A 25,113-nucleotide genomic window follows, 5' to 3' on the forward strand; every position below is an offset into this window, starting at 1 on the left:
CCATGGAACTGAACATTAAACACAATAAAGAATACCAGCAGTTTACCGCCAGTCTGGGCGAAGAAGATGCTGAACTTGCTTACGCCACTCCTTCTGAAGAAGTGATGGACTTTACGCACACTTTTGTGCCAGAGTCGGCACGGGGCAAAGGCGTAGCGAACAAGCTGATTGAGGAAGGCCTTTGCTACGCAGAGGAGAACGGGAAGAAAGTGATTGCTACCTGCCCGGTTGTAAAAAAATTCATCGACAGAAACGCGAACTATCAGAAGTTGTTACAGGAATAGCCTGTACGCAGTTAAAGAGAAAGGTATAGCCAGTCTGTTAACAGGCTGGCTATACCTTTTTGTGTCAGGATTTATAGCGCGCTATGTAGGCGATGGCTGAAAGGACCAGGGGGTGCTTGGCCTGCATTTTCTCGATGAGTTGCTCCATTACAAGGTAATCACTGACCGCCGTGCTGATTTCACCGCAGAGCAGCAGGTACTTATACCTGATGACGCTGATGTAGCACTTATCATCATTGTGAAGCATAAAGTTGCAGATGTTCAGGTATAGTTCCTGAGCCGCTTTATCGCTCAGGTCGATGTTTAAAGTATCTTTTATCGCTTTTCTGGCGCTTTTCTTTTGCATAATAGTAGGAGGATTCATGCAAGCTGGCATGCTGAGGTATAGAGCGGCCATACAGCCGGATAAAGCACAAGCAAGGTTTACCGGATAGAAATACCGGTAGAGGCGCTTGCCAGGAGTTGGCGGGCTAAGCGAACGGGAGTGTTCTATTAGGGTCGGGTAAGGTATAGGGCTAATGTGGCAGCCGCACCGGCCGGGGCGCCAGTGGCCAGTACGCCTGGTATGCTATTGTTTCACGAGCTGTATCTCGCAGTGAAGGCGAATTTCGTCGCTCACCACTACGCTGCCGGCTTCAGTGACGGCATCCCAATTTAGACCGAATTCTTTTCGTTTGATCTTGCCCTCCACACTGAAACCTGCTTTGGTCTGACCGTAGGGGTCTACCACGGTGCCGTGATATTCCACATCCAGCGTAATGGGCCGTGTGGTGCCGCGGATGGTGAGGTCTCCTTGTAGCTTCTCGAAGCCTGGTTTCAGCTCATCGTAGTTTTTGCCTTCAAACCGCACCTCTCCATGATTATCGGCATCAAAGAAATCGGCCGATTTTAGGTGCGTGTCGCGTTGCTCGTTGTTGGTGCTGATCGAATTCACATCGGCTGTGAACACAATCTTTTTGGTGCTGTGAAAGTCCTCGCCATCGGTATCAACTTCCACATTGAACTTCTCGAAATAGCCGGTCACTGTCGTGATCATGAGGTGACGTACTTTGAACTGCACTTCGCTGTGCGTGGGATCTACAATCCATTTAGTTGTTGCCATAGGTATACGTGTTTTAGCTGCTCAATTAATACATGACTGCTGGTGCCTTTAACATACTGCTTACATGGTAATATGGTTATAATCTGATAGTTATTCTGTCATCGTATAGCTGGCATGTTGGGTTCTGAACCTGTCTTGAAGGTGGCCACGGCTGTTTTTTGGTGGAAGAGCGTGAGCACATCGCCCGCGATCTCGTAGGAGTCGACCTTCTTGAGCACGGCCATCAGCAGGTTTTCCTGCTCTATGATCGGGCACATGGCTCGGGTGGTGGCCAGATTGGTGAGCTGCAGGGAACCTTTATTCAGGCTATACCTGCCCATCAGGCGGTTGCAACCCGTGAAGCCCGTTAACTCATTTTCACCTGCCTCGAAGCGTATGTAAGCCGTCTGGTTTTCGGGGTTATCTTCAAACTGCTGGTCCTGCAGGGAAAGCAGTATCCAGTAAGAACTTTTGAGTTCTGTGTCTCCCTCAACGCCGTAACGTCTGTTTTTCTCGCTCAGGTTACAGGCGCTCAGGCAAACAAGAAGTAGTAACACCCAGCTGTAGTGTAATATTTTTTTCATAGTGTCTTATCAAAGAGCTTGCGCTATACCTGTGCTTTGTCCGGGTATGGAATAGCATACGCATAAGCGCACAATAAGGTAGCTTGTTGGTGTAAAGCAGGAAGTCCACCAGGCAGGTGGACTTCGCTTTAGGTTTTATTTCTGATAACCGCGAACTCCGGGTCCATAATTGGTGATGGGGGAGTTGGCCGAGTAATCAGGGCCGGAGGGGTAGCCATAGCCGCGCGGGCTGCGGCTTGGAGAGTCATCCTGGCCTGAACGGCTGTGTCTTGCCATGCGATTAGCCTCGTGGTGGTCATTGCGACCTTCGCGGTTACTGTTGCGGTGCTCGTAGTTGCTGCCATACTGCTGGCCGTAGTCATTGTCGCTGCTACTGCGGCTGTGTTCCCCACGGTCGTAGTAGCTGTCGTCCAGGTTTTCAGGATTGTCAATAGTTCTGCGTCCGTCCTGCCGGCCGTGTGCGTAGTTGTAGCGCTCATCCGTACCATACTGGTCGAAGCGACGACCGTGGCCGGTCTGGCGGTAACTGTTTTCCTGCCGCTCATAGCGACGGTTGGCATGGTCTACATCGCTCTCTCTGCGCCAATCGGTGTCGCGGTCACGCTCGTAGCCTCCCTGGCGCTTGTAATTCATGTAAGGGTTCGGGTCTCCATAATGGTAATGGTCGCCTTGCGAACTTCTGCTGCCTGAGCCATAGTTGTAGTTGTCTCTTTCACGGTTGCTGTAAGAGCTGCCGCTGTCCCACTCGTTCTGGTGCATTTGCCCCTGGGTATGGCGGTTGTCCTGGTCGCGGTTGCTGCGCCAGCTGCTGGCCCCGTAGCCGCCTCCCGGTCCGGAAGAAGAGCCGCCATAGTTTCGGCCCTGGCTACTTACGTTGCGGTACGTCTGGCCCTGGTCCGGCATGCCATAGTAATTGCCTCTGTTCTCGTAGCGGCTTTGGTAGTTCGATAGGTTATCACTGTCACCGGAGCGGTGGCCGCGGTTACGGTTGTCGCTGTCGTAATTTCTTTCGTTGTGTCTCATAGTTTTAAGTGTTTTGGGTTGATGTACCTTCTGCCTTATAAACGGGCTTTGGGCCGGAGTGTTCTCTTCGTTCGCCAATACCGGCGGCGGCTTTCCGTAAGCTGCACAGCGGTCAATTTGCTATACCTGTCTACCTGTCCTCTCTGTTTCGATCACAAAAGGCCCATGTGCTATACGGCCGGAGCCCGGAGCCTGCACCTGCATACGCAAGGGCATCGGTAGGGCCGGGTTCTGCGTGGGAAACCAAGGCCTTTGCTCCTGCACCACAATAAAAAGGCCCTCCGCATCGCCCACAGCTTCGAACAAAGCAGTGGTCGATTTCCAGCGGGGGAGATCAAATCTCTCGCGGAGTTCCTGTGCAAATCCCGCCACATCTGTTACCGGTAGCCCCACTTCGGCTATACCTGTCAGTTGCGCTGAACCAAAAGTAGTGCTGCTTGGAGGAGTAGTACGATGAGCGATGAACTCCAGCAGATTGAATTCGGGATCATAGAAATAGAGTGCATTCGCCCGCCAGCTTTCATGTTCGACTACGGGAGAAGCAGCGCCGGGAGCATGCAGGAACGCCACCCGATCCCGCAGCCACGAAGCAGCTTCCATAATCCTGTTGCCAGGTACATGAAACGCCAGATGATAGCCACCATTTTTCGGTGCTTCTGCTTCTGCAGTCCGGATGGTCAGCGTGCTATACCCTGCCTGCACGCTAAACGACTCGTCGTCTTCTGACAGCAGGGGAAAACCGAGCAATTGTGTGTAAAATGCTTTCTGCTCTTCTGGTTGGCTGGTTTTCAGTTCAAGTGCGGTTATTTTCATCACGATGCTTCATAAGGTAACAGTAGTAAGGGGTATACGCGGGATGAAGTAACTCAGACGGTGCTTCTAACAAAACGGTGTATATGTGGTTGATATGTAGAGAATAACAGCGGTTTCAATGCGAATTCATGAACCCTTCGATATTGGTTCCGTTAAATACTATCTGGAAATCAATCAAAAAAAGCAGAGAGTCATGAAGAAAGATGAAAGTAGGAAAGGCAATGGCCAGGATAAGTCAAAATACGCCAAAGCCGAAAAATCCCGTAATGCCAGCAAAGGCAGCACCCTCACCACCCGTCAGGGACACCCTGTCACCGACAACCAGAATATCAGAACGCTTGGTAGCAGCGGCCCGGCTACTATGGAGAACTACCACTTCATCGAAAAGATATCGCACTTTGATCGGGAGCGCGTACCGGAGCGCGTGGTGCACGCCCGCGGTGCCGGTGCGCACGGCGTGTTTGTGTCTTACGGCACAGTAGGCAACGACCCGATCGAGAAGTTTACCCGCGCCAAGGTGTTTAAAAAAGGAAAGGAGACTCCTACTTTCGTGCGTTTCTCTACCGTTGGTCATGGCACACACTCACCGGAAACCCTGCGCGACCCACGTGGTTTTGCCGTGAAAATGTATACCGAAGATGGCAATTGGGACCTGGTAGGCAATAACCTGAAGATTTTCTTCATCCGCGATGCCATGAAATTTCCGGACCTGATCCACTCGCAGAAGCCGGACCCAGTGACCAACATACAAAGTGCCGAGCGCATTTTTGACTTCTTTTCTGGTTCTCCGGAGGCTACCCACATGGTCACTTTTCTGTACTCGCCCTGGGGTATACCTGCCAACTACCGCCAGATGCAGGGCTCTGGTGTGAACACTTACAAGTGGGTGAACGAAGACGGCGAGGCTGTGCTGGTGAAATACCACTGGGAACCGCTGCAGGGTATCCGAAACCTGACCCAGAAAGAGGCACAGGAGGTGCAGGGCAAGAATTTCAACCACGCTACACAGGACCTGTACGAAGCCATTGAACGCGGTGATTTTCCGGAGTGGGAGCTGAACGTGCAGCTCATGAGCGACGACGACCATCCGGAACTGGACTTCGATCCGCTGGATGATACCAAACTTTGGCCTCAAGATCAGTTTCCATGGCATCCGGTAGGTAAAATGACCCTGAACCGCAATCCGGTAGACTACTTTAACGAGGTAGAGCTTTCAGCTTTCGGCACTGGTGTGCTGGTGGACGGGCTCGATTTCTCGGACGATAAGATGCTCCAGGGCCGTACCTTCTCCTACTCCGACACACAGCGCTACCGCGTTGGTGCCAACTACCTGCAACTGCCGATCAACGCGCCCAAAGTGCATGTAGCTACTAATCAGCGCGGTGGTCAGATGGCCTTCGATACGGACTTTGCTGAAGGACAGAATATCCACGTGAATTACGAGCCTTCTATACTGGGCGGGTTGAGTGAGGCACCGAAGCCGGCAAAGGAATACACTCCACGCTACGAAGCCAACCTGGTGCGCCAGCCAATTGAACGGGCCAATCCATTCAAACAAGCCGGTGAGACATTCCGCAACTTTGAGGATTGGGAGCGGGAAGAGCTGATCAACAACCTGGGCAACGACCTGGCCAAATGTGACCCGCGTATTCAGGAGAAAATGCTGGATCATTTCACGCAGGCCGACGAAGACTATGGCCGGTTGGTGCGCGAGCGTATAGAGCAGGCGACGCAGCAGATGCATAAGATGGACAAAGGTATGGATGGCCCAATGGGCAACGTGACAGGAGAGGAAGGTGTGGAAGATGCCCAGCAGAAGTCACACAAAGCCAAGCCTTACTGAGGAGTAATTTTTTAGGTATAGAAATGCCGCTTCCGAACAGGGAGCGGCCTTTTTAGTTAACTTCTCACATCTCCCGAATTTTAGTTAATTTTGCGGCACTGTGAGAAAGCAAAAGAAGAAGACAAATTTCGAGATACTCGAAAACATCCGGATTGAGGAGATGGTGGCGGAAGGTAAGTGCCTGGCCCGCCACGACAACATGGTGGTATTTGTGGGCGGCGTGGCTCCCGGCGATGTGGTAGACCTGCGTGTGACCCGCAAAAAGAAGAGCTTTATGGAGGCTGAAGCGATCAACTTCCATGCTTACTCCGATGTGCGCGTGCAGCCTTTCTGTGAGCATTTCGGTACCTGCGGCGGTTGCAAGTGGCAGCATATCGGCTACGACACCCAACTGTACTACAAGCAGAAGCAGGTACAGGATAACCTGGAGCGCATCGGTAAAGTGGCGCTTCCGCCTTTTGACCCGATCCTGGGCTCTGCCAAAGACAAATTTTACCGCAACAAACTCGAATTCACGTTCTCCAACTACGGCTGGCTGACAAACGAGCAGATCAAGTCAGGGGAGGAGCATGAGCGGCGGGCGCTGGGTTTTCACATGCCGGGTCGCTTTGATAAAATCCTTGACATTCAGAACTGTTATCTGCAGCCGGAGCCTTCCAACAGCATCCGACTGGCTGTGCGCGACTATGCCCACGCCAATAACCTGGTGTTTTTTGACAAGATGCGTATGACGGGCTGGTTGCGCAACCTGATCATCCGGACGGCCAACACCGGCGAGCTGATGGTGATTTTGCAGGTATACCACGATGACCAGGAAGCCTTGACAGGTATACTGGATCATCTGGCGGCAGAATTTCCGGAGATTACTTCGCTACAATATGTGGTGAACGGCAAAGGCAACGAAACTTTCCATGATCTGCCGGTGATCTGCTACAAAGGACTGCCTTATATACACGAGGAGATGGAAGGTATACGCTTCCGGGTGGGGGCGAAATCTTTCTATCAAACCAATGCAGACCAGGCCTACGAACTTTATAAACTGACCCGCGAGTTTGCCGGCCTGACCGGAAACGAACTGGTATACGACCTCTATACCGGAGCAGGTACCATTGCTAACTTCGTTGCCCATCAGTGCCGCGAAGTGATAGGTATAGAGTATGTGCCAAGTGCCATTGAAGACGCGAAGATCAACTCCCAGATCAACGATATTACCAACACCACCTTCTATGCCGGCGACATGAAAGACATCCTCTCGGATGAGCTGATCGAGCGGCATGGCAGACCAGATGTAGTGATCACCGACCCGCCGCGCGCAGGTATGGATGAGAAGGTAGTGGCGAAGCTGCTGCAGGTACACGCAGACCGCATTGTGTATGTAAGCTGTAACCCTGCCACGCAAGCCCGCGACCTGGAGTTGCTTTCTGAGAAATATGATGTAGCCCGTGTGCAGCCCGTGGACATGTTCCCGCAGACGCACCACGTAGAAAATATTGTTCTGTTAACAGCTAAATAAAAGCCTATGCAAAACGATCCAGAATTGAATGGCAAGTACCTCGGCACCATCTCCAGAGATTTTGTGGTGGTGGCTGAGACCCTGCGTGAAGCATCGTACCAGGTGCGTAAGCGTCATATTTCCAAGTACCCGATCTTTGTTTTTGCCCGGACGGAGGTGCCTGTTGGCTCGCTGTTCCTGGCCAAAGAAGAGCTGGCGCTCGAATGGAATATCAACGCTTCATACCTGGAAGACTTCATTAAGCACAGACTCGTAGACGAAGATAGAGTTGCGGATTTTGCAGCCGCCTATAAAGACCCGGATGAGTTCTGCTGCCTCTTTGTAGTAGACGGAGAGAGCTTCACCAACTTCGTGTTTATACCTTATCCGGAGGATTGATTTTTGGACAAAGGACTTTGTGACAAATGACAAAGGACTGCTAGTGTATTCCTGAAAATAAAAAAGAGAAGCGATACCGCTTCTCTTTTTTATTTATATCTACAAAGGGAAAGTCTTTTGTCCTTTTTCTCAATATCCTAGGTCAAAGCCCTTAAAAATGCTGCCAGCCCTGTGCCTGCAGCGGGAAGGACTGACCGTGCTTGTTGGCCAGGTTGATGCCTTCGCTCTTGTCGGTGATTTTGCCGATGATGCTGATATCCGGGTGGTTTTTCACTTTGTCGTAATCTGAAATAGGCACTGTGAACAGCAGTTCGTAGTCTTCGCCACCATTCAGGATGCAGGTGATCGGGTCGAGTTTGAATTCCATGGCTGCTTCCAATGTCTGCTCATCCACAGGCAGGTTGTCTTTATAGATTGTAGCACCCACACCGGACTGCGCACATATATGGAACAGCTCTGAGGCCAGTCCGTCTGATACATCGATCATAGCAGTTGGTTTAATGTCGCGCTCTTTCATATCGTGGATCACATCCATGCGGGCCTCCGGGCGAAGCTGACGGCCCACAATGTATTGCCTGTCTTCGAGTTGCGGCTGCATTTCCGGATCGGCCATAAAAGCCTGCTTCTCACGCTCCAGAATCTGAAGTCCGAGGTAAGCAGCACCCAGGTCGCCGGTCACGCAGATCAGGTCATTTTCCTTAGCTCCGTTGCGTAGTACAGCTTCGCCTTTGGCCACTTCACCAATCGCTGTAATGCTGATCACCAAACCGGTGCGGGATGAGGTCGTGTCACCACCTACCAGGTCTACGTTGTAGTTTTCGCAGGCCAGGCGCATACCTTCATAAAGTTCTTCCACAGCCTCCACGGTATACTTGGCACCCAAGGCAATGTTCACCGTAATCTGCGTCGGTTTCGCAAACATGGCCGCAATATCCGATACGTTCACCGCCACTGCTTTATAGCCCAGGTGCTTGAGTGGGCAGAAGGTGAGGTCGAAGTGCACACCCTCCAGCAGCATATCGCTGGTTACGACGATCTGTTTTTCACCCGGCTCCAGAATGGCGGCATCATCACCTATGCCTTTGATAGTGGATGGCTGCGTAAGCTCGATCTTTTCATTCAGGCGCTTGATCAGGCCAAACTCGCCTAATTCACTTAGTGAGGTATAGTTGCTCATCTTGTTTCTGCTTTATACCTGCAAAGGTACGCAAAATCTGAGGTATAGGCGTAATCTGCCCCTGCCGGAATTCCTGAACGATATTTAGCGCAGAAGTAGTAGTTTTGTACCTGATTCCTGCACAGTGTGGGAAGCTAACTAATGAATTGTCCGCCAGGCGATGTGGGCAAGGTATAAGCTGATCTGACAATGATGAAAAATAAGGTAGTGCTCGTTACGGGTGGTACATCAGGTATAGGCAAGGCGCTGGTGTTTGCTTTTGGTAAGGCAGGAGCGAAGGTGGCCTACTCCGGCCGTAACCAACAGAACCTCGACCAGACTGCACAGGAACTGATGGCGGCAGGTATAGATAATTTGCCTATCAACGCCGATGTGAGTGTCGAGTCCGACTGCGAGCGCATGGTGGCTGAAACGGTGAGCAGGTATGGCAAACTGGATGTCCTTATCAACAACGCGGGTATCTCCATGCGCGCACTTTTCGAAGACCTCGACCTGGACGTGTTGCGCAAGGTAATGGATATTAATTTTTGGGGGACAGTATACAGCACCAAGTTTGCGTTGCCTTATATACAGGCTGCAAAAGGTTCTATTATTGGTATTTCCTCTATCGCCGGTTACCGTGGGCTTCCTGCCCGCACCGGCTACTCGGCTTCTAAGTTTGCCATGCACGGCTTCCTGGAAACGCTCCGCACAGAGTTGCTTCACTCCGGTGTGCATGTACTGATTGCCTGCCCGGGTTTCACAGCCTCCAACATCCGCAATACTGCCCTCGCCGCCGATGGCCAACAGCAAGGCGAAACCCCGCGCGACGAACAAAAAATGATGAGCGCCCAAGAAGTGGCAGACCGCATTTTGCAAGCCACCATCAAACGCAAACGCGACCTCGTGATGACGACACAAGGAAAAATGGCCGTATGGGTAAACAAGCTCTTCCCAAGCCTGGCCGATAAATTGGTATACAATGTGATGGCGAAAGAGAAAGACTCACCATTGAAAAAATAGACAAAAGACTATTTGACAATAGAGGAAGAATTTAAGAATTCTTTAGTAAGGCAAAAGAGAAGCTCTCGGGCTTCTCTTTTTATTTATATCGATAAACCAAAATCCTTTATCAAGTAGTACTTTGTCTTATGTCAGAAACTACGGTAGTTCCAGTAAATTGTGCTTGCGCACATAGGCTTTTTCACCTTTCCACTTAATCTCGTACCAGATATCCTGCTCGCCCGTGATAGGCACTTTGTGCCCTTGAGAAACGGTGGCTACCCAGGTTGCTCCGGCCGAGGGCGCTGACATGATCGCTACCTGGTCGTTGCGGATAATGCCTGCGTCGCCGAGGTTCAGGAAATTGATGTAGTACAGGATGAAGATCAGGTATAGCATAAACCCCAATTTGAATGTCTGGCTGAACCGGTGCCCTTTGCGCCAACTTACAAACATAACCGTGACAGTCACTACAGCGACCAACAGCATCAGTTCCAGAATCCGCATGTAGTGTTTGCTGAACTGTGTTTTGAAGAACTGCAGGTCGTTGTACTCATAACCGCTCAGGCGATGTGTTTGCCCAAGCTCCTCCATCTTTTTGAGGACCGAACGGCTTGGTTGCTTCTTGTAAAAGAGATGCAGGTAATACATGGCCCCGGTATAGTCGCGCGTGCTTTCCTTGATGTAAGCCATTTTAAGGAGCATCTGTGGCGTGTATACCTGTTGGTGCTGCAACAACGAGTCGTAGAGCGTGAAAGCCTCTGTATACTGCAGGCTGTTGAAGAGGGAATCAGCTTGTGAAAGCGCTTTATTATCTGTCTGACTATAAACTGGTTCGGTGTTTAGCGCCAAAAAAAGGAGCAAAAAACCAGAGATTTTGAACCAAAGATTTTGCATTTAAACAGATAGCTATTACTTTTGCAACGCAATTAAGGGAAACGTCCCTGAGAATGCAAGTTAGTAAAAGATTCTGTAGCTCAGCTGGTAGAGCAATACACTTTTAATGTATGGGTCCTGGGTTCGAATCCCAGCGGGATCACAAATACAAGCGCTTTGTTTCGATAAAGCGTTTTTTTACCTACTAACACATAGTGCCGATTCTGTAGCTCAGCTGGTAGAGCAATACACTTTTAATGTATGGGTCCTGGGTTCGAATCCCAGCGGGATCACAAATAGAAAGCTCCATCTTAACAGATGGGGCTTTTTTTATGCTCAGCGGGATCATAACGGTTGAGAGTAAAATTGATCCTTCATCCGGTCAGTTGTATAACAAAAAGCCTACAAGTGAATAACTTGCAAGCCTTTTTATAATCCTTCTGACACTTTCTGTTACCTGAATGAAGGAAGGTATAGCGGGAGAACCAGAGACAGACTCGTTCCAAGAGCCTTGATGTTTTGTAAAAGCTTAGCTCCTTTTCCCGCTTAATTCCCGAACGCGAAAACCAGCAACAGTACAAAGCCACCCACCGCCAGCAACCCATGCCCGACGGCTAACACTTTAGGTATAGGGCGACCTGTAAGGTCCCGGGAAACCATGTACAGACCTCCTAGTGCAGCCAGCACAAAGAGTACTAAGCTCTCCCAAGGGTTAGGGCCTCCTTTGGCAATGTAAATGATCAGTAGCACCAGTCCGACGACCGCCATGGGGCCATGGGAGAAGACAATGGCCTTCGGAGTCTCTTTGCCACGGAGCACAAAGGTGAGGAGGTACATACCCAGCAACGCGGCCAGCGCGAAAAAACCAATGGAGGTATAAATCAGATTCATGGCTTTCGGAGTTTATGTGATAGGGTTATTGATTTCGCGTTCACCTGAGGTTTTGCCACCTGAATCGACTAAGTGACCGGTTCTGGGATCAATCGCTTTCCGTTCCAGATTGAGAATAGCAGGCCCCTCAATCACACTCCCATCTATCATGAAGCGGCTTCCATGGCAGGGACAGTCCCAGGTCTTCTCAGCGTTATTCCAGTTCACGATGCACTTCATGTGGGTGCAGACTGCAGAGCAGATATGCAATTGGCTATGCTCGTCACGGTACACGGCCAGCTTCTCTGAATCCACCTCTATGGTTTTGCCCTCGCCCGGCTCTATGTCAGAGAAATGGCTGGCCTGCCCGGCGGGTATGTCTTTCAGGTACTGCGCCGCAACGTTGGCATTTTCCTTGATAAACTGACCTGCAGTTGCCAGGTTGGTGCCTCTGGTTGCGTCAAATGCCCCCAGCCATGGACTTTTCTCGCCCGCTATCATTTCGGCTAATTGAATGCCGGCTACGGTGCCGTAGGTGAGCCCATCTGCGTAGAAGCCGGTGGCAATGTACGTTCGCTTCGCCCCTTTGTGGGTAAGCCCGATATAAGGTACCCCATCCCCGGAGCGGTAGTGCTGTGCCGACCACCTGAACTCCACAGAGGCCACATCAAAGTGCTGTCGGGCATAGGCTTCGAGTTCGTTGAAATAATGCTGGTACTCCTGGTGCGAAGCCTGTCCGGTTTTATGGTGATTACCGGCTATCATCAGCATATCCAGTTCCATGGAGTTAGTGCTGTGAGTAGTAATGGCGTGGTGGGTCTTGTCGTTGTGCCAGTAGTAGGCATCCGGGTAGGTACCCGATTTCAGGCGCATGGCTACTACATAACTTCGATAAGGAGCGGCCACGGTTTGCACTGTATGGATACCAATGGGAATGTGTGTGGCAATGATCAGTTGGTTGCAGGTCACCGTACCTTGTGTTGTCGTCAGCAGGCAGTGGTCATCTTCCTCCTTCAGGTCCAGCACAGTGGTGTGCTCATAGATCTGGCCGCCCATTTGAGTGGTTGCCTTTGCCAACCCCAACACATACCGCAAGGGGTGGAAACGCGCTTGTCCATTCATTCGGACAGCCCGTTTAACGCTGTCAAAACTGAGACCTGGTACCTGCGTCACAAGTTCAGCGGCCATACCTGCCTGTTGCAGTGTCTCGGCCTCCTTTTCAATGGTAGACGCCATGTCTTCCTCCTGCGTGAAGAAGTACCACGGCCGCCGCGCAAAATGGCAGTCAATGCTATACTGTTGGGCGTGCTGCTCAATAAAATTCAGGGCTGTGAACCTTGCCTGCGCAACGGTACTGGCCACCTCCTGACTTCTGGTTTTGGCGATGTGATGGAGATAGGGGCCCACGGGTACATACAGGTTGCCAGTAGACCAACCAGTGGTGCCGCCTCCCACTCTGCGGGCCTCTAATACCGCCACGCTCTTGCCTGCCCTGGCAAGCTGGTGCGCAGCAGTAATGCCGGTTATGCCGCCGCCAATAATGGCTACGTCTACCTGAAGGTCACCCTCCAGGGTAGGGTAAACAGGTCGTTGGGGAGTAGTGGCTTCCCAAAAAGATCGTGTTTCCATGGATGATTGGTAAAAGTATAAGTATAAGAATCAATATTAGAATGTATTGTCACCTTGCATTTTTGTGTCCATCCGGTTTGATCTGCCTGGCAGTCAGGGACTTCATATTCTCTGGAAAACCCTCTCTACTACCTGGTCGCAGTAGATGAGGTTGAACTCATACACTGCCGCCTTCGGATACCAGCTCTCCAGCTTCTTACGCAGCATGCTTTTCGCTCTGTTCAGACGCACTTTAACATTTGCCTCTGTGATGCTCATCACAGAGGCCGTCTCATTTACATTGAGGCCCTCCAACTCACGCAGTACGAACACAGTGCGGTACTCCGGGGCAAGCTGTTCAATGCACTCCTCCAGCACCCGACCAAGCTCACGGTTCAGCACTTCTCTATGCCCATCAGAGGACGTATTCTTCTCCGTGAAATTTACCTCTCCGGTATGGCTGACCTCCGAGAAGTCGGATTTGGATTTATGCGATTTTTCCATGGTCAAGTGATAGCACTTGTTGAGCATTATTCTGATCAGCCAGGTTTTGTAGGCGGCGCGTGACTCAAACTTCCCCAGATTCAGGTAGGCTGCAATATGAGCCTCCTGCATCAGATCCTGCACGTCATCATGCAAAAGCCCGAAAGAACGGCCCACTTTATAGAGCGCTCCGTTGTGGCGCCTGATCAGGACTTCAAACAGATCTTTCTCACCGGCCTTTATCTTCGAGACAATTTCGCTGTCCGGTGCATAGCTGACCACGGCTTCTGTTTTATGCATGATTTTTAAGATTGTAAGTGAATGTAACTGGTACTGTATCAGGTGTATACCAGAATACCACGCCCACTTATAAATAGTTGTCTTTTAGAATGAATGCTTTTTTGATTTAGAGTAAGAAGAGAAGCCATTGGTTACAAAATCGCAGCTAAGTACTTATTGCGGCTATAGCAGAAGCAATGAAGTGTGCGAAGCTTTTAGATGAGAAGGCCGGATTGTATCTCGAACTTCTTTCCTTTGGGCAGCACATGCATGATCATATTCTCCAGGCAGATCGGTTCGTCGTGCGCCAGGTGACCATAGTTATTTTCCTTTAAGTGCCTGCCGTCAAACAGTACCACCAAACCCGAGCCAATGGTCTCCAGACAATTCCCATCTGTGATGAGTACAGCAGTGTCTTCTCCCAGCCCCACTCCAATCAGGGTTGGATGGGCGGCCAGACTTTCAATCATTCTGGGAATGCGGCGACGGTTCACAAAGTGGGTGTCGATCATCACATTTTTCAGGAACCCTAATCCGTTGCCTAGCTCGACGGCCCCTTTCACCAACACGTTTTGTTCTGCGGCACCCAAAATCATGATTTCGGCCATGGCCATAGCGCCTGCGCTGGTCCCCGAGATCAGGAATTTTTCCTCCTGCCAATATCTTTCCTGTAAGATATTCAACGCCTGAGAGTCTGCAAAAACCTCCGTAATCCTGCGCTGATCGCCTCCTGTGAACATGACGGCATCTGTTTTTCGCAACCGCTCCAGGTTCTCCGGTCTGGTTATGTCTTCTTTTGTTTGCAGGTGCAAGGCGCCCACGTTGTCGCAGCCCAACAGCAGGAAACCATCAAAGTAGGCCTGGGCCATCTCTTCCGGTATATGCGAGGCTGTGGTGATGACCTCGATGCGAGTGCCGATTCCGTGCAGCTCATCATGAATGCGTTTCAGGATGCCAGTCTCAAAAAAGAGCACCTGATCACGCAGGTGGGCTTCGGCAGGCGAGGGCAGGGTGCCTTTGTCCTCGTTACCGCCTATCGCCACGATTTTGCCTTTTGGTAGTCCCATGGGTTCTTTTTAAGTTTTAGAGTGCCCATGGCAGGTATAGGTTACAACATGGGCTCTTTCCTGCACCGTCCCAAAATACGATGATCACTTTTGTAACTTATTACGAGCCAGCTACTCCAATGATTATCTAATCACTTTTAAATCAGAAAATATGAAACGTTTTGAGAAGATTACCATTAAGGCCATGGCACTTTTACTTAGCGTGTTCGCCTTGGAGTCCACGGTGCTGGCGCAGGGGAACCCGACTCTATCGGATGCAGAGGTAGCTTCGGCAGCCGTGACGGCCAACCAGATTGACATTGATTTTGCCGCTATTGCCAAAGAGAAGTCTAAGGATACCCAGATATTAGAATTTGCCCGGACCATGGCTAATGACCATCAAGCCGTAATCGATCAGGCGGTCGCGCTGACGGAAAAGCTATCCGTTACTCCTAAGGACAATGCGGTCAGCAAGCAGTTGAAGGCCGACGCGGAGAAAACCAAAGCGCAACTGCGTGCTAAGTCAGGAAAGGCTTTCGACAAGGCTTATATAGACAATGAAGTGGCTTACCATACTGCCGTTATTTCTGCGGTAAAAGATCTCCTAATTCCGGAGACAGAGAATGCAGAGTTAAAGGATTTACTGACGTCTGTGGTGCCGGCCTTGGAGGCACACCTGGAGCATGCAAAAATGATACAACAAAAAATGTCCAAAAAATGATGACCCCCATGCTGGTGGCCATGCATAGGGTACTGTTTCCGTGCGCGCTGCTTCTGCTGACGGGATTCCCCACCTTACAAGAAAGGCCTGCAACTAAAACGCACCGCTTAGAGATTGTGAGGATGAAGTTCAGCCCTTCCAATCTGAGCGTGCAGCCCGGGGATACGGTGGTTTTCATAAACCTTGATATGGTTACCCACGACGTGACTGAAGCATCCGGCAAGACGTGGAAGTCGCCGCCTCTGGCAGCCAAAAGCTCATGGAAGAAAGTTATGAAAACCAGCGCCAGTTACTATTGCAGTTTTCACCCCGTTATGAAAGGCACGATAACGGTCAAGTGATGGCAAGGGGATAGTAATTCTGTTTGTGGATGCCTGATTTGACAGATGGCGCCCGGGTGTATTATTTGGTTTTAAGGATTTAATCTTAACTTTATGTCTCGGATGTGAGGTAGCCTATTCGAGACCAGGTTAGTATATCTAAAATTTGATCATTGATTTATAAAGCTTTGTGTGCTTTAATATAATCCCAATGGGATCACTTCTAAAGAGCCTCAAACCTGCGTTTGGGGCTCTTTTTATTTCTACCGTTTTCTATCACCTCAAACCCTTTGAGCATTTTTGAGTTTAAATGCCTTTGTATACCTAAAGTCTATACATGGAAAACTTTGTCAAAATTCAGGTGCCGGTTACTATTTCTTACCCTGCTTTGGAGAGTGTGCTCAGGAAGCAATTGGTTGGCGAATACATACCCAAGCCCTCAGAAGATACAGATGCAACTCCATACGCGCAGATCCTGGATGTCGGGCTGGCCGGCAGCAGCTCCGGTACAGGTGACATTATCCTGCGAGTCAGGATCCGGATTTTGCGAACCATCCTCAAGCGCGACAATGTGGAACTCTTTGTGCAGGCAACACCCGGCTACGACAATGCCACGCAGCAGGTATACATCCACAGATTCAACATGCAGGCCCAGACTTCCAGCCGCTTTTATAATTCTTCACTCGAGGTGTTGGTCAACAAGGTGGCCTACAACCAGATCATCCAGAAGGCAAGAGTAAATCTGGCCGAAATAATTGGAGGTGAACTGATCAAGGCAAACGGTATGCTGGGAACAGGTATGGAACTGAAAGGTCTTAAGCTTACCGGTGCAGTAGAGGAGGTGCGGGTGCATGACATCACACCAAAAGCCAACCGGATGTTCCTGAACCTGGAGCTGCGGGCAAAAGTAGAAGTAGATGTGTTTGACTTGAGTGCACTGCTGCCTGCTTAACCAGTGATTCAAGTCCGGAAAAGATTTTATCCGGTATGACGCGCTTTATTTTGCTGTAGAGATATTTTTTTAGCTTGCCGGTAATTGCTTGATGCTTAGGGAGATTAAACCAAAATGAAACACCAGCGTTGTATACATTTACCGTAAGTAGAATGAATAAAGAGAGTAGGCTTTGGGAATTAAAGAAAAAGGCCTACTTTTGCACTCCCAACACGGGGAATAAAAAGTACTGATTCTGTAGCTCAGCTGGTAGAGCAATACACTTTTAATGTATGGGTCCTGGGTTCGAATCCCAGCGGGATCACTTAAAAAAAGAAAGGCTTCTTACGAAACGTAAGAAGCCTTTCTTTTTTGTTCCTATAAGGTATTCAAATATCGGCACTGGTCATATTCAGATTGGTCTTTTGAGTGGTTAGTTCCTTTGTTCCCAACTTGTCCTGCTCCACCTTTTCCAGGTATTGCACCAATTCCAAAGTGCGGTTAATTACATCCATGTCAGGACGGTATACCTGTTCATCGGGAGCACTATGCTCCTGAGGCGTAAACTCGTTGTGCAGCACTTTCAGGTACGTAATGTAGCTGTCTACCTGGCTACCGATGTAGGTGAAAAAATCCGGATTTTCGGTGGCCTGGTCCAGAAAGCCAGCCTTTTGATTTTCAGCATCCCGTATCTCTTGGTAAACCGCTTGAGCAGCTTCTTCTTTAGAAAGCTCCTTTGCTTGCAGTTCGGCTAAAAATTTGTCGTAATCGAATTCCATCTGATAGAGTTTGCCCGTGGGGTGTGTCAGGCTATTGCAATGACAATATTGCTACACACTTAGTTCGGTGTGCGGTTTATTCGGTTTTGTAAAGCGTTTCAAACAGCTTGTACTTGTATTGCTTGTACTCCTGCAGTACCGCTACCATGGCAAAAATGGTCAGGGCAATCACGACCGGGTATACCATGTACAACATGGGGTGCAGCAAGGGCAAAAACAGCAAACCCAGCAGCATGATGGAAATGAAACTGTATAGGTATGAGGTTTTGGCGCTGAAGCTCAGGATACCGCCTTTCACCATTTTAGGGCTGGTGAACGAAGCGATGATACCAATGGGAGTCAACACAAGCACGGCGGCGCTGTACATCAGCAAAATAAAGGTAGCCTGCTTGTGGTTAAAGAAAGCCACATACAGCACCACAATGGCCGCGTCTATCAGAATGGGCATACGCAGCGGCAGCAGACTGGCCTTCAGGAATTCTTTGTAGCTTCCGGTGGCTCGTTCTGTTGTCAGCCACAGGTTTTTATAGAATCCCCATACATTGTTGAACACGTAGGTATAGATCACGAGAGGACCCACAAACAGCCAGAGCGATATGTTCTTGTCGAGCATGTGGATGCCCTTGGCCGAGTATACCGTTGCGTCGATGCCGAGCATGAGCACCTTAAAGCCCAGCCCGAACAGTAGCAGTTGCTTCGCCATTTTGTGGTTTTTGAAAAGGCGCCATCCCAGGCTGCGACGGGCATCGTTGCTGTAATTCACAGTGCGGCGCTTCGGCTCGTAGGCAGCCTGCTCCAGCAGGTAGTTCGCGAGCAGGAAACAGGCAAGCGAAGCCAGGTGCACTACCAGCATCATCACAGAAGTCACTGGCTCAAACATGGGCGCGCGGGCCTCCAAGGCTATAAAGGCGCCCACCATCACCACGGCTCCCCAAAAAGCGCTGCCGCGCCAGTTGATGCGTCGCTCAATAAACACCTGCAGCGACCGCCTCGTAATGTGGGCCGTCAGAAACACCAGAAAGCTCTGCGTCAGGTGCAGCAAGGTATAGTCAGGTGACATCATGCAGAGCAACAACAGAAAGTTGAGCAGCACAAAGTAGAAGGGTGATACCAACTCCACGATCAGTTCGGTCCAGAAGCGCTTGAGCGGTTTGATGGGGTAGATGCGGTTAATAAAATCCGCTTTCGGGATATAGGCCGGGAAGAAACCGCGCAATATCGTGAACGACAGCAGCAGCAGGTTGGTGTAGCCCAGCATCTGGCTGACATCCATATTCAGGCCGCCTTCACTGGCCTGCTGTAGCAGAAATGTAATCAGCCAGGCATAGAAAGCCGACAGCACAATGCCCAGCGCAAGCAGGAGTACCCGTTGCATTTTCTTGTGCCGGAAATAGCTGTTTAGTCTCGCCTTGCAGGAATATAAAATCAGATCCATTTTTTGGTAAAAGCTGAAAGTTAAGAGCTATGAGTTGGATAACTTTTAACTCTTCACTAGTTAAGCATCCAGTCGATGTCGGCGTCGGCAGCGGTGTGGTGCGGTAGCAGCAACTGGAATAAGGCCTGGTCGATCAGCGCCTCACCGTTCATAGTAAACTCCTGTACCGATCCGTTGTACATCAACTGTCCGTCGTTGAGCACCCCGATGTGCGTGGCAACACGCTCTACATAGTTCAGGTCATGCGACGAGATAAGTACCACACGGCTTGGCGTGCTGTAGTTGCGGATCAGTTTCACCAGCAGTTGCGCCGCGATGGGGTCGAGGCCTGTGAAGGGCTCGTCCAGGATAAGCACACGTGGTTTGTGCAGAATAGCGGCTACAATGCCTACTTTCTTTTTCATGCCGGTAGAGTAGCCCGCAATATTTTTATGTAGCGACTCACGTTCCGTAAAAAAGTAATTGGTCAGGCTGTTGATGCGCTGCTGCGCTTCGTCTTCAGGCAACTTATACAGTTTCGCCACAAAGTTGAGATACTCCAATCCTGTAAACTCTTCGATAAGCGGATTGTCTTCGCAAAGAGCGCCCAGATCCTGCTTTACCTCAAGCGGGTTACTCAAGTAGTCTTTGCCAAAGAGCGAAATAGTGCCCGAGTCAGGCTTTATGAGATCGAGAATGCTGTTGAGAAAGGTACTTTTGCCAACGCCGTTTTTGCCGAGCAGGCAGTAGCACTGGCCTTGTTCTATTGTTATGTCTAGCGATTGCAATACATGTTTGTTGCCATACGCTTTGGATAGTCCCTTTATCTCTACACTCATACACTCCCTGGCTAAATATTGTAATATAACTATTCTTTATGAAGGTATAAATTTAGCTATACCCCAGGAATAGTCCAAACATTAAATGCGAAACTTAAGCTTGAGGGCACCGACATCCTCAAAACTTTATGCGCTTTGATTTTAAACCAACATTGGTAGCTATGCATAAGGTTTCGGTACTTCTCAAATGTTTCGAGTTTTTTCAAAGTTAATTCCGCAAGCCTTTCACTACCAAAAACTTGCAACGGGTATGTTGCCTAAACAACGATAAAGAAATTATGTTTTTAGAGTAATCTAAAAAATAAGTATAAGCAAATCTAAACTTTCATTTAAGTTTGTCTCGTATTAACGAAGATAAGCCTATTAAAAAATGAAGAACCTATACCTGATTTGTATCTTGTTAGTGATTCCCACCATTGTGAATGCTCAAACCGGCAAAATAAGGGGACACGCAGTGGCGGGTGAATCGCCTGCTGCCTTTGCCAGCATTGGTCTGGTTGGGAGTAATGTTGGGACTACTGCTGATGAGAGAGGGTGGTTTGAACTGGACCAAGTGCCGGCCGGCGAACAAAAAATTAGCGTATCCGCAATCGGGTTTAGGGCGCAGGAATTGGCAGTAAAGGTAGAACCTGGCGGTGTAGCGACTGTGAAAGTCCGGTTGCAGCCCCAGGATGCCCGTTTGCGCGAAGTGGTCGTATCTGGCACCATGCGTGAAACGTATCTGCTGGAGTCGCCGGTGCCGGTGGAGGTCTATACCTCCAAGTATTTTCAGAAGAATCCGACCCCGGCCATTTTCGAAGCGCTTGAAATTGTGAACGGGGTGCAGCCTCAGATCAACTGCAATGTGTGCGGCACCGGTGACATCCACATCAACGGCATGGAAGGAGCCTATACCATGGTGCTGATAGACGGAATGCCGATCGTAAGTGCCCTCTCCACAGTATATGGTCTGAGTGGTATACCAAACAGTCTGATTGAACGGGTAGAGGTAGTGAAGGGACCAGCCTCCACGCTGTATGGCTCGGAGGCGGTGGCAGGGCTCATCAACATCATCACCAAAAGTCCTGCTACGGCGCCTCGTCTTTCTGCCGACCTATTCTATACCTCACACCGGGAACTGAACGCCGATGTGGGGTATAGCAAACGCTGGAATGGTGTCTCGACCATGCTGAGCACCAATTATTTCCGTTTTGATGACCGGCGCGATGTAAACAAAGATACTTTTACGGATATACCGTTGCAGCACCGCTTTTCGATTTTCAACAAATGGAGCCTGAACCGTCCCCAGAACCGTGTGGCCAACCTGGCAGCTCGCTATTATTACGAAGACCGTTTTGGTGGAGAAATGCCCTGGCAGCCCGTGCACCGTGGGGGAGATCAGGTATACGGCGAGTCGGTGTATACGAGTCGCTATGAAGTGCTGGGTAGTTACCAGTTGCCTATACCTGAGAACTTGCTGTTCAGCTTTTCTTATAATGATCATCAGCAGAATGCCGCTTACGGCGAGACAGCTTACAGAGGGCACCAGCGCGTTGGCTTTGGGCAGCTGGTATGGGACCGTGATCTTGGGGCAAAGCAGAAGCTGCTGCTGGGTGGAACCTACCGCTATACCTGGTACGATGATAACACACCCGCCACGCATCGGGGCGAAGATGACGAAAATCAGCCTGATCGCACCTCCCTGCCAGGGGCTTTTGCCCAGCACGAGTTCAAGGCTTCTGATAAGTTTACTTTGCTTTCCGGTTTGCGCTACGACTTTCATTCGGAACACGGGGGTATTTTTTCTCCACGACTAAGCATGCGCTGGGCACCTGACGAAGACAATATCTTCCGACTGAGTATGGGCAATGGCTATCGTGTGGTCAACCTGTTCACCGAAGATCACGCCGCCCTGACGGGTGCCCGCGAAGTAGTTATCCGGAACGAGTTGAAGCCGGAGCAGTCTTACAACGCCAACCTGAATTACCAGCGCTACATTCCGCTTGGCAGTGGATTTCTGAACCTGGAAGGGTCGGTTTTCTATACCTATTTCACAAACAAGATCATCGCTGATTTCCTAACGAAAAACACGCAGATCTTCTACGACAACCTGAGCGGGCATGCCATTTCCAAAGGTATAGCCCTGAACACAGAACTGGCTTTTACGTTCCCGCTGCGCCTGCATGCTGGCGCTACCCTGATGGATGTATACCAGGTGCAGAACACAAGTGAGGGGAAGAAAGAGCGTATTCCGCAATTGCACGCACCACGTTTTTCGGGCACTTTTACCGCATCCTACCAGCTCAGACATCTCGGCCTCACGCTCGACTACACGGGCAGTGTAAAAGGCCCAATGTACTTGCCGGTGCAGGAAAAAGATTTCAGACCTGAGATGTCACCCTGGTTTAGTCTACAGAACCTGCAAGCTACCAAGACCATGGGAGAGGGGTTGGAGGTATACGGCGGCGTGAAAAACCTGTTCAATTTCATGCCCAAGCACCCGCTTATGCGCCCATTTGATCCATTTGACAAGCAAGTGGAGGTAGACAACCCTTACGTCTACAGCTTCGACACGGAGTACAACTATGCGCCTATGCAGGGTCGGCGGTTTTTCCTGGGCATTCGCTATACCTTACCGCAATAGCTATCAGCCTGACTGTTTGGGGAATAAGCTATAGACTGCGATTGAGAAGCTGATCGTGTGTTAAAAAAGTGTACTTGTGAGAGTCTGGCAGTTGCAATTCTCAATTCTGCAGTATACTTTTGCAAACCTAATCAGCTGCGCACGTGGTGAAACTGGTAGACACGCCATCTTGAGGGGGTGGTGCCTTCGGGTGTGGGAGTTCGAATCTCCCCGCGCGCACTCTAAAAGCTCTGTTCTTAACTGAATGGGGCTTTTTTGCTTTTAAGGCCTGTTCAGGTATAGCTTATGGCGCGAGCGTCCTCGCTCGTGACTATTATAGCGAGGCCTCTGGCCTAGGTATAGATTTTTAGCTTTTGCCTTTCGCAGGTATAGGAACCTATGTTGTTCTATAGCTTGCCCTGGCCGGGCGGGCCTCACTTTTTGTCTTGACACAAAAAGTAAGCAAAAAGGTCAAGACTCCCCAAACTCGCTGAACGCTCGAACAGTGGGTAGTCGTAATGGTGCACCTGGCTAAAGCTTTCTGTTTCATAGCTTAAGGGGCAAGTTAGTCTTGCTATACCTGCAAGTGGTGCGTGAAATATGTGTCAAATCCTACAGCACTTATACCTGTAAAATAGTAGTGGGTGAGATTCCCCTCTGGGGAGGGGCAGGGGTGGGTATAATCAGAAGGAGTAGCAAATTGCGGCAACTACAAAGCTATACCTGTAAGGTAGTAACGGCGGAAAGTCCCCCTTCGAAGGGGGCAGGGGGATGTTAATCGTGCACACAAAACCGGACCTACAACGCCTTTGCCTGTCAGATGGCAGCGGCAGGCTCCTTTCCCTGTTTTGGGGGTAGGGGCCCTCGATAAAAGGGCAAGGTTGGGATGGGGTGAAGTCCACAGGGGGTAGGGGCTCTATATAAAAGGAGGGTTAGGGAAGGTAATTTAATCCTGTTAATCCTTGAAGAAGGGGCCCTATGTATAGATTTTGACTTATACCTTCCTTTCGAACGGATTCTCAGGCTTCACCAGCATCACCTGTTCACGCTCTACAACTACAGCGCCTGCGGGGGCGCCTTTGGGCTTGCGAACCCATTTCTTTGGAGTATAAAGCACAGGGCAGAGCGAGTCGCTTTTGCGTTTGCTGTAGTAGGCGGCCAGTTGAGCGGCTTTTTCGAGCACGGTGGCAGGTATAGCTTTGCCAGCCTGGTACTTGATCACCACATGCGAGCCCGATACGTCTTTGGCATGCAGCCAGATGTCCTCTTTGTAGGTATGGCGCTGCGTGAGCAGGTCGTTGTTCTGGGCGCTTTTGCCAACTAGTATCTTAAAACCTTCTGTCTCAAATAGGCGGAATGGCGCTTCCTGCTGGGCTTGCTGTTTAGTGGTGAGCAGATGGGCGTACTCTTTCAGGTATAGCTTGAGCGCTTTGTAGGTCTTGGCCTCATCCAATGCCTGCAGGGCGTCTTCCAGTACAATGGCTTCCTCAAGTTTGCGCTCTTGCCGCTCCTCAAGTTGATTGATCTCCACGTGTTGCTTCTTGGCTTTGCGGTACAGGCGCTCGGCTTGTTTCTGGGGTGTCTCCGTGGCCTTGAGCTTGAACTTACGCTGTCGGTCGGTATAGAAGTCGTAGAGCTCTACTTCGGTGGCGCGCGGCGGAATATTGGTCAGATTAGCCATGATGATATCGGCGATCTGGGAGTAGGAGCGGCCGTGGCGTAACTCGTGCAGACGGGCTTCTGTTTGCTCCAGTATCGCCTGTGTGGCGCGCTGCTTTTTAAGAAGCTGCTGCTGCGTCTGTTCAAAGAGCTGTTCAAAGCCGGTTTCACTCAGGTAGCTGCGGGTAAAGCCGTTCAGGGCCTCGATTGGGTTGTCGTATACCTGCAGCACTTCACCTAATTGGAGCAGCGAGAGCCGCAACTTGCCGTTGAGTCTGATGACGTAGTATGCTTCCGGTGCCTCAAGTTGCTCGAGCATGGCCTGCACCAGTTCCCATTTTTCTTCGAGCGATGCGTTGCTATACCCTAGCTGCTCCAGGTATAGTGCGGGCAGGTCGCCGAAGGTCGGGTATACTTTCTTGAGATTTCCATCAACAGCGACAAATGCCTCAAAGTTCTGTCGGATGGGCCGGTTCATCTGCAGTGGGTTTAGCTCCAGGTCGGCACCGAATTTTTTGTGAAAGGGCTTAAGCGGCTCGTCGCCACGAAAAAGCACGATGTTAGAGCGGTTGCCGAAAAGTTTGAAAAGTAAGATATAGCCCTTGCTTAACTTCAAATAGAAGCTTCGTTCGTTCAGGTGCTGCACCACATCCTGCACGGTTTTTTCAAGTAGCTCACCAAACAGATTGATCGTATTAGCCCTGGCCCTCTTAAATTCAGTCGGAAAGGAAAGTGACGAAAAGTGCGAAGTAAGTGCAGCACGGATGTACAGCTCCTGCTCACCAGCAGCAAAACCAATGACCAATTCGTCCTTGTTCTGACTGAAGCAGGTAATCACTTCCATCCCCACCAGCTGACTTCGCAGTTGTTCGGAAAGTTGCCTTAAAAAGTAGTAATTCTGGTGCATGAGCTAAAATGACAAAGGACTATTTGACGAAAGACAAAAGATAACTGCCCGAAAAAGGAAAGTAGAAAGAATCCGATTAGACATTCTATCAAGACTTATTCT

24 protein-coding genes and 4 tRNA genes are annotated in these 25,113 nt (G+C 50.1%); 13 read left to right on the forward strand and 15 right to left on the reverse strand.

Translation table 11 applies throughout. The annotated features are described in order from the left end of the window. The first annotated feature begins 2 nt into the window (after positions 1-2). Positions 3-284: a GNAT family N-acetyltransferase gene (locus L1278_RS09220; RefSeq protein ID WP_253403116.1), complete on the forward strand. Its 282-nt coding sequence runs from the start codon at positions 3-5 to the stop codon at positions 282-284. A gap of 64 nt (positions 285-348) precedes the next feature. Here L1278_RS09220 and L1278_RS09225 read toward each other — a convergent pair whose 3' ends face one another. From L1278_RS09225 to L1278_RS09245, 5 genes are all read right to left on the reverse strand, one after another. Then, positions 349-630 carry a hypothetical protein gene (locus L1278_RS09225; protein ID WP_253403118.1) on the reverse strand — a complete coding sequence of 94 codons (282 nt, stop codon included), beginning with the start codon at positions 628-630 and terminating at the stop codon, positions 349-351. Between the two features lie 222 nt (positions 631-852). Further along, on the reverse strand, positions 853-1,386 hold the full coding sequence (locus L1278_RS09230) for a YceI family protein (RefSeq protein WP_253403120.1): 534 nt from the start codon (positions 1,384-1,386) through the stop codon (positions 853-855). 98 nt (positions 1,387-1,484) lie between these two features. Beyond that, positions 1,485-1,949, reverse strand: coding sequence for an META domain-containing protein (locus tag L1278_RS09235; RefSeq protein WP_253403122.1), 465 nt, complete (start codon positions 1,947-1,949; stop codon positions 1,485-1,487). A 135-nt stretch (positions 1,950-2,084) separates the two neighbouring features. Further along, positions 2,085-2,972 (reverse strand): hypothetical protein, encoded by an 888-nt coding sequence (locus L1278_RS09240; protein ID WP_253403123.1) that lies wholly within the window; start codon positions 2,970-2,972, stop codon positions 2,085-2,087. A gap of 120 nt (positions 2,973-3,092) precedes the next feature. After that, positions 3,093-3,785: a VOC family protein gene (locus tag L1278_RS09245; RefSeq protein WP_253403125.1), complete on the reverse strand. Its 693-nt coding sequence runs from the start codon at positions 3,783-3,785 to the stop codon at positions 3,093-3,095. Positions 3,786-3,978: 193 nt separating this feature from the next. Between L1278_RS09245 and L1278_RS09250 the strand changes: the two genes are divergently transcribed. From L1278_RS09250 to L1278_RS09260, 3 genes are all read left to right on the forward strand, one after another. Then, positions 3,979-5,628 (forward strand): catalase, encoded by a 1,650-nt coding sequence (locus L1278_RS09250; RefSeq protein WP_253403127.1) that lies wholly within the window; start codon positions 3,979-3,981, stop codon positions 5,626-5,628. A 100-nt stretch (positions 5,629-5,728) separates the two neighbouring features. Then, positions 5,729-7,141 carry a 23S rRNA (uracil(1939)-C(5))-methyltransferase RlmD gene (rlmD, locus tag L1278_RS09255; RefSeq protein WP_253403129.1) on the forward strand — a complete coding sequence of 471 codons (1,413 nt, stop codon included), beginning with the start codon at positions 5,729-5,731 and terminating at the stop codon, positions 7,139-7,141. 6 nt (positions 7,142-7,147) lie between these two features. Then, positions 7,148-7,519 (forward strand): hypothetical protein, encoded by a 372-nt coding sequence (locus tag L1278_RS09260; RefSeq protein WP_253403131.1) that lies wholly within the window; start codon positions 7,148-7,150, stop codon positions 7,517-7,519. A 151-nt stretch (positions 7,520-7,670) separates the two neighbouring features. Here the strand turns inward: L1278_RS09260 and thiL are convergent, their stop codons facing one another. Next, on the reverse strand, positions 7,671-8,696 hold the full coding sequence (gene thiL, locus L1278_RS09265) for a thiamine-phosphate kinase (protein ID WP_220625894.1): 1,026 nt from the start codon (positions 8,694-8,696) through the stop codon (positions 7,671-7,673). Positions 8,697-8,888: 192 nt separating this feature from the next. Between thiL and L1278_RS09270 the strand changes: the two genes are divergently transcribed. Continuing rightward, positions 8,889-9,698 (forward strand): SDR family oxidoreductase, encoded by an 810-nt coding sequence (locus L1278_RS09270; protein ID WP_253403344.1) that lies wholly within the window; start codon positions 8,889-8,891, stop codon positions 9,696-9,698. A 138-nt stretch (positions 9,699-9,836) separates the two neighbouring features. On the opposite strand, the gene L1278_RS09275 is transcribed toward L1278_RS09270, so the two are convergent. Next, positions 9,837-10,574: an SH3 domain-containing protein gene (locus L1278_RS09275; protein ID WP_253403133.1), complete on the reverse strand. Its 738-nt coding sequence runs from the start codon at positions 10,572-10,574 to the stop codon at positions 9,837-9,839. 69 nt (positions 10,575-10,643) lie between these two features. On the opposite strand from L1278_RS09275, the gene L1278_RS09280 reads away from it, so the two are divergent. Then, a tRNA-Lys gene (locus tag L1278_RS09280) sits at positions 10,644-10,716 on the forward strand. A gap of 57 nt (positions 10,717-10,773) precedes the next feature. After that, positions 10,774-10,846 (forward strand) — tRNA-Lys (locus L1278_RS09285). A 253-nt stretch (positions 10,847-11,099) separates the two neighbouring features. On the opposite strand, the gene L1278_RS09290 is transcribed toward L1278_RS09285, so the two are convergent. The 4 genes from L1278_RS09290 to L1278_RS09305 all read right to left on the reverse strand — a co-directional run bounded on the left by L1278_RS09290 (position 11,100) and on the right by L1278_RS09305 (position 14,860). Next, positions 11,100-11,444, reverse strand: coding sequence for a hypothetical protein (locus L1278_RS09290; RefSeq protein WP_253403135.1), 345 nt, complete (start codon positions 11,442-11,444; stop codon positions 11,100-11,102). A gap of 12 nt (positions 11,445-11,456) precedes the next feature. Then, positions 11,457-13,052 carry an FAD-dependent oxidoreductase gene (locus L1278_RS09295; RefSeq protein ID WP_253403137.1) on the reverse strand — a complete coding sequence of 532 codons (1,596 nt, stop codon included), beginning with the start codon at positions 13,050-13,052 and terminating at the stop codon, positions 11,457-11,459. 102 nt (positions 13,053-13,154) lie between these two features. Then, positions 13,155-13,814, reverse strand: coding sequence for a sigma-70 family RNA polymerase sigma factor (locus L1278_RS09300; RefSeq protein WP_253403139.1), 660 nt, complete (start codon positions 13,812-13,814; stop codon positions 13,155-13,157). Between the two features lie 194 nt (positions 13,815-14,008). Continuing rightward, positions 14,009-14,860, reverse strand: a complete 852-nt coding sequence (locus tag L1278_RS09305; RefSeq protein ID WP_253403141.1) for a cyanophycinase — start codon at positions 14,858-14,860, stop codon at positions 14,009-14,011. Between the two features lie 151 nt (positions 14,861-15,011). Between L1278_RS09305 and L1278_RS09310 the strand changes: the two genes are divergently transcribed. The 4 genes from L1278_RS09310 (at position 15,012) to L1278_RS09325 (ending at position 17,136) form a co-directional block, all read left to right on the forward strand. After that, positions 15,012-15,560 carry a DUF4142 domain-containing protein gene (locus L1278_RS09310; protein ID WP_253403143.1) on the forward strand — a complete coding sequence of 183 codons (549 nt, stop codon included), beginning with the start codon at positions 15,012-15,014 and terminating at the stop codon, positions 15,558-15,560. Continuing rightward, positions 15,557-15,901, forward strand: coding sequence for a plastocyanin/azurin family copper-binding protein (locus tag L1278_RS09315; protein ID WP_253403145.1), 345 nt, complete (start codon positions 15,557-15,559; stop codon positions 15,899-15,901). Before L1278_RS09310 ends, L1278_RS09315 begins: the two co-directional genes overlap by 4 nt. Before the next feature lie 316 nt (positions 15,902-16,217). Beyond that, complete coding sequence (locus L1278_RS09320; protein WP_253403147.1) at positions 16,218-16,832, forward strand: DUF4403 family protein; 615 nt, start codon at positions 16,218-16,220, stop codon at positions 16,830-16,832. 231 nt (positions 16,833-17,063) lie between these two features. After that, positions 17,064-17,136 (forward strand) — tRNA-Lys (locus L1278_RS09325). A gap of 64 nt (positions 17,137-17,200) precedes the next feature. On the opposite strand, the gene L1278_RS09330 is transcribed toward L1278_RS09325, so the two are convergent. From L1278_RS09330 to L1278_RS09340, 3 genes are all read right to left on the reverse strand, one after another. Further along, positions 17,201-17,590, reverse strand: a complete 390-nt coding sequence (locus tag L1278_RS09330; RefSeq protein WP_253403149.1) for a hypothetical protein — start codon at positions 17,588-17,590, stop codon at positions 17,201-17,203. Between the two features lie 76 nt (positions 17,591-17,666). Beyond that, positions 17,667-19,025, reverse strand: a complete 1,359-nt coding sequence (locus L1278_RS09335) for a hypothetical protein (RefSeq protein WP_253403151.1) — start codon at positions 19,023-19,025, stop codon at positions 17,667-17,669. Positions 19,026-19,081: 56 nt separating this feature from the next. Continuing rightward, positions 19,082-19,843, reverse strand: a complete 762-nt coding sequence (locus L1278_RS09340; RefSeq protein ID WP_253403153.1) for an ABC transporter ATP-binding protein — start codon at positions 19,841-19,843, stop codon at positions 19,082-19,084. A 370-nt stretch (positions 19,844-20,213) separates the two neighbouring features. Here L1278_RS09340 and L1278_RS09345 point away from each other — a divergent pair, with 370 nt between their 5' ends. Then, a complete protein-coding gene (locus L1278_RS09345) occupies positions 20,214-22,466 on the forward strand; it encodes a TonB-dependent receptor (protein ID WP_253403155.1) in 2,253 nt (750 codons plus the stop codon). A 137-nt stretch (positions 22,467-22,603) separates the two neighbouring features. Beyond that, positions 22,604-22,685: transfer RNA gene (locus tag L1278_RS09350), tRNA-Leu, on the forward strand. Between the two features lie 754 nt (positions 22,686-23,439). Here the strand turns inward: L1278_RS09350 and L1278_RS09355 are convergent. Further along, entirely contained in the window at positions 23,440-25,011 is a 1,572-nt protein-coding gene (locus tag L1278_RS09355) for an NFACT RNA binding domain-containing protein (RefSeq protein ID WP_253403157.1), read from the reverse strand. Positions 25,012-25,113 lie beyond the last annotated feature (102 nt).

The organism is Pontibacter sp. HSC-36F09 (assembly GCF_024171605.1).
Lineage (GTDB): Bacteria > Bacteroidota > Bacteroidia > Cytophagales > Hymenobacteraceae > Pontibacter.